General features: G+C 23.7%; 4 protein-coding genes. 1 reads left to right on the forward strand and 3 read right to left on the reverse strand.

The genetic code is table 11. The annotated features are described in order from the left end of the window. Nucleotides 1–65: 65 nt before the first annotated feature. From Q5F54_RS10990 to Q5F54_RS11000, 3 genes are all read right to left on the reverse strand, one after another. Nucleotides 66–623: a hypothetical protein gene (locus Q5F54_RS10990; RefSeq protein ID WP_071119817.1), complete on the reverse strand. Its 558-nt coding sequence runs from the start codon at nucleotides 621–623 to the stop codon at nucleotides 66–68. Between the two features lie 80 nt (nucleotides 624–703). Beyond that, on the reverse strand, nucleotides 704–1,735 hold the full coding sequence (locus Q5F54_RS10995; RefSeq protein ID WP_288526207.1) for a M42 family metallopeptidase: 1,032 nt from the start codon (nucleotides 1,733–1,735) through the stop codon (nucleotides 704–706). Between the two features lie 17 nt (nucleotides 1,736–1,752). Continuing rightward, entirely contained in the window at nucleotides 1,753–3,081 is a 1,329-nt protein-coding gene (locus Q5F54_RS11000; RefSeq protein WP_288526205.1) for a nucleoside recognition domain-containing protein, read from the reverse strand. Nucleotides 3,082–3,223: 142 nt separating this feature from the next. On the opposite strand from Q5F54_RS11000, the gene Q5F54_RS11005 reads away from it, so the two are divergent. Then, nucleotides 3,224–4,336 (forward strand): glycosyltransferase, encoded by a 1,113-nt coding sequence (locus tag Q5F54_RS11005; protein WP_302334431.1) that lies wholly within the window; start codon nucleotides 3,224–3,226, stop codon nucleotides 4,334–4,336. Nucleotides 4,337–4,362 lie beyond the last annotated feature (26 nt).

The following is a 4,362-nucleotide window of genomic DNA, read 5'->3' on the forward strand; positions in this document are numbered from 1 at the left end:
TATTATTTATCATTATAATGAATTAAAAAAGCAGTATTAGATTATTACTAATATCTAATACTGCTTTAATTTAAAGATAATAATTCACCTTCATAATATAGTTGTACTTTTTCTATCCATTGTCCTTTGTACTCTTCTTGAAGTATATTTTCTAATAAAACTTTTAATGTCTGTTCTTTAATATCTTCATTTAAATAATCTTCTTTCCAAGATACTCTTTTATTTAAACTCTCATCAAACTCTAATAACTCTATTTTTGCAATATCATTTCCATAAATTTTAACCTTCATAGGAAGATTACTAAAACATTCACTAGAAATAACACTTACTACTTTATTAACTTTTTCTTCTAAAGTTGTATTTGCTTCAATTTGTAAGTATTTAACTTGTTTATCTTCTTTAATATAATCTTGCATTAAAGTTATAGGTATTTCTACTGTACTAGATGTTTTCTTAGTCTGTTTGTTTTGAATTGACTTGTCCTTTAGTTTAGCTTCTTCATTAATCATTGAAGAAGAATTAGTTTCAATAGAACTACTTTCCTTTACTTCATTTTCCAAAGTACATGCTGTATTAAACAAAGTTAAAAAAATTATAAATAATATTATAGTTAATTTATACATTAGAATACCTCTTTTGCCTTAACTTTTAATATTATTATATCATAATATATATTTTTTTTCTAAAAATTTAAATCAAGATGTTATTTTATATAACTTATTATTAATTTTTCAGTCTCTATTATAGAACTTATATGCGTTCTTTCATATCCATGTGATGCAAAAATACCAGGACCTATTAAAGCAAATCTAGCATCCATTCCAGCTTTTAATGCTGCAGTAGCATCCGAACCATAATTTGGGTATGTATCTAATTTATAATTGATATTATTTTCCTTACACACGTCTACAAGTTTATTTATTAATTCATAATCATAAGGCCCATTTGAATCTTTAGTGCATATACAAATGTCATACTCAGATGAGTTTTGATTTTCACCTGGACATCCCATATCTACTGCTATGAATTCTACCGTATTGTCTGGAATAAAACTTGATGCACCATGACCAACTTCTTCATAATTACTGAATAAAAAATTTATATCATATTTAGGTTTTATATCATTTAGTTTTATGTATTTTATTACATGTAATATAGCTGATACAGATGCCTTATCATCTAAATATCTTGATTTTATAAAACCTGATTTAGTTATCTTTGTTCTAGTATCAAATGATACTATATCACCTACTTCTATTCCTAAATTATACACATCTTGAGGTTTACTTACTTGTTCATCTATGACTATTTCATAATTTTTACATTCTCTCTTTAAATCCTTAGCGTCATTTCCATCAATATGAACAGATGGTTTTATTGTTTGTAAAGTACCTTCATACTTTTTACCATTTCTTGTATGAATAATTACATTCTCCCCTTCTACTGAATTCATCATATATCCACCTATTTGATTAATAGATAAACGTGAATTAGACTTTACTTGTGATACTATTGCCCCTAATGTATCTATATGTGCTGAAAATGTTATACTTTTATTCGAATCTTTTCCTTTAATATTTGCAAGTAAGGCTCCTTTATTAGATATTTTATACTCTACATTCATATCATTTAATTCTTTCTGTAGGTAATTTAACATATCTTTTGTATATCCTGTTGGACTTGGAATATTTAAAATTTCTTCTAATATTTTTGAATCAAAATAATTATTTTCCATATTATCCTCCTCTATTTTTAAATTGTATATATACTGTATAAATAAATTATCATATATGATATCAGTAGAATTAATATTATTCTTAATATATATGAAATTAAAAATTCAATTTTATTTATAGGAATATTCGTAGTCTCTAAATATAAAATATTAGTAGTTATGCTTGTACACTTTAATATGCATATTATTCCTATTAATAATTTACTTGTATATCCTATATTTTTTTTTAATAAGTCTATTGCTATTACATCATTAAAAAATCCATTTACTAAAAATACACTTATTTCATCTATATTATCAAATCTTAAAATTTCTAAAATATAAGAAAAAACAACTTTTAAATCATATATAATATTTATATTATTTATTATTATATTCCCTAAATACATTATTAGTACTAAGTTAGGAATCAATCTAATTATTATGTGTATTGATTCTTCAAAATTTTTTATCATAGATTTGAATATATTTATATCTTCTTTATTCTGAATATGCTTATTTATAGAATTGATTAATTTATCACTTTTAAAATATGACTCTTTATAATTAGTCTTTACATAGTATGATTTTTTCTTTTTATTTATTGGATAAGTTCTGCATAATATAGTGTTTACTAAAATCAATATAAACATAGATAAAATAAAAAAATTTACCTTATTTATATTAAGTTCTTCTGCTATATAATTGCTAATTGAAACTGATGCTATAGAAAAGTTTAATAGTATAATACAGGCTTCCCTTTGTCTTATTTGGCCTTTTTTATATAGTAAGTTTGTCATAAAATAACCACAAAAGCAGTCATTGAATATATACATAATTATATTTAATACACTCTTACCGCTTAAATTAAATAATTTTTTCATTAATTTATGACAATAAGCCTCTACTATATCCATAAGACCAAAGTCCAATATAAATGGCATAAATATAGCGCTTAATGGTAATAATGTAATCAAATTTAATATAGTTTCCTCTAGTATTAAAGATATATTATCATCTAATAATACTATTGAGTATTTATCATAAAATATACTTATTACTATAAATATACTAAATATACTAAAGTATGAATATATTTTCTTTAAGTTACTTTTATGTTTTGACAATGTTGATTTAATAACTCCTATTGTTATATATACTATTGTACAAAGTTGTAACAAGCCTCTATAATTTACTTGTAGTTTATATGTAATATGATGTAGTATAGTTTTTGTTTGATTATCTATAGTAACAGGTATAAAAAATACTACTATCCCTATTATAGAATATATTATAACCTTCGCTACTTCAAAAAATTTATCTATTTTTATATCATTCGATTCAACCTCTTTAGATATATTCTCCATCCACACCACCTCTTATATATTTTTCAACTTTCAATAAATATTTCCTTTATTTTAATAATAACTTTCATTACTATTGCCTAAAATATTCTATAGAGGTATAATACTATAATTAATATATTTGGAAATTTAAGGAGAATGGTCAATGAGCATTAATAATAAAACAATATTAATTCTTACAGCTCAATTTGGAGCAGGTCATATAAGTGCTGCAAAAGCTATAAAGGATTATATTCTTGAAGAATACAGTGATTCAAATATACTTATTGAAAATTTTATAGATGCTAGCCTTCCTATTATGAATAAACCTATGGTTAAGCTTTATGAAAATAATACTAAGTATACACCTGGATTATACAATTACTATTATTATTTAAAAAAATCTTTTGACCCTAGACATGATATAGCACATAAATTATATACACCTAAGCTTATAGAATACATACTTAAAGTTAATCCTGATTTAATTATATCTACATTCCCACTTGCAGCCGCTTGTGTTTATAATTTCAGAGAGAAGTACAATCATATAAATATCCCTACATTAACTGTTATAACTGATGTTGTAGATAGTTTAGAATGGGTTTACCCTAATACAGATATGTACTTTGTTCCTTCTTGTGAAATAAAAAATAGATTTGTACAAAAAGGTATACACCCTAGTAAAATTAAAGTAACTGGTGTACCAATCAGTAAAAACTTTAATGTTAGTAGTAAAGATATAACCCCAGGAAAATATAAATTATTATTACTTGGTGGTGGTAGAGGTTTATTTGATGTAAGTGAAGAATTTATGTATTGGATAGATAATTTTATTGAAGATCATAAAGAAAATTTAGAAGTTACAATAGTTACAGGTAGTAACTCTAAATTATATAGCAAACTTACAGAAAAAAAGCCACTTAAAGTTTTAGGATTTGTAAATAATATGTATGAATTATTAGAAGAAAGTGACTTGATAATAACAAAGCCTGGAGGTGCTACTTTATTCGAGGCCATATATGCTAACACTCCAGTTATAGTTAAATCTCCTAAAGTAGGTCAAGAAATAGAAAATGCTAAATTCATAATTGATAAAGGAATTGGCTTAATTTATAATGACGAAAAAGATTTAGAAGATATATTTACTAAAATAGTTGATGATGAATTTGAACCATTAATGCGTTTTATGAAAGATAATATGAGTGAATTTAAAAAGTCAATACATCCAGATAAAATCTGCGAATATATATCAGAAATAATAAATAACAAGAGCTAGACTCTTGTTATTTATTCATATTTTTA

It is taken from the genome of uncultured Romboutsia sp. (assembly GCF_958366745.1).
Classification (GTDB): domain Bacteria; phylum Bacillota; class Clostridia; order Peptostreptococcales; family Peptostreptococcaceae; genus Romboutsia; species Romboutsia timonensis.

Bases quoted from the DNA above. Each gene is read 5' to 3' on its own strand.
- Q5F54_RS10995 (WP_288526207.1), bottom strand. From the start codon at position 1,735: ATGGAAAATAATTATTTTGATTCAAAAATATTAGAAGAAATTTTAAAT.
- Q5F54_RS10990 (WP_071119817.1), bottom strand. From the start codon at position 623: ATGTATAAATTAACTATAATATTATTTATAATTTTTTTAACTTTGTTT.
- Q5F54_RS11005 (WP_302334431.1), top strand. From the start codon at position 3,224: ATGAGCATTAATAATAAAACAATATTAATTCTTACAGCTCAATTTGGA.
- Q5F54_RS11000 (WP_288526205.1), bottom strand. From the start codon at position 3,081: ATGGAGAATATATCTAAAGAGGTTGAATCGAATGATATAAAAATAGAT.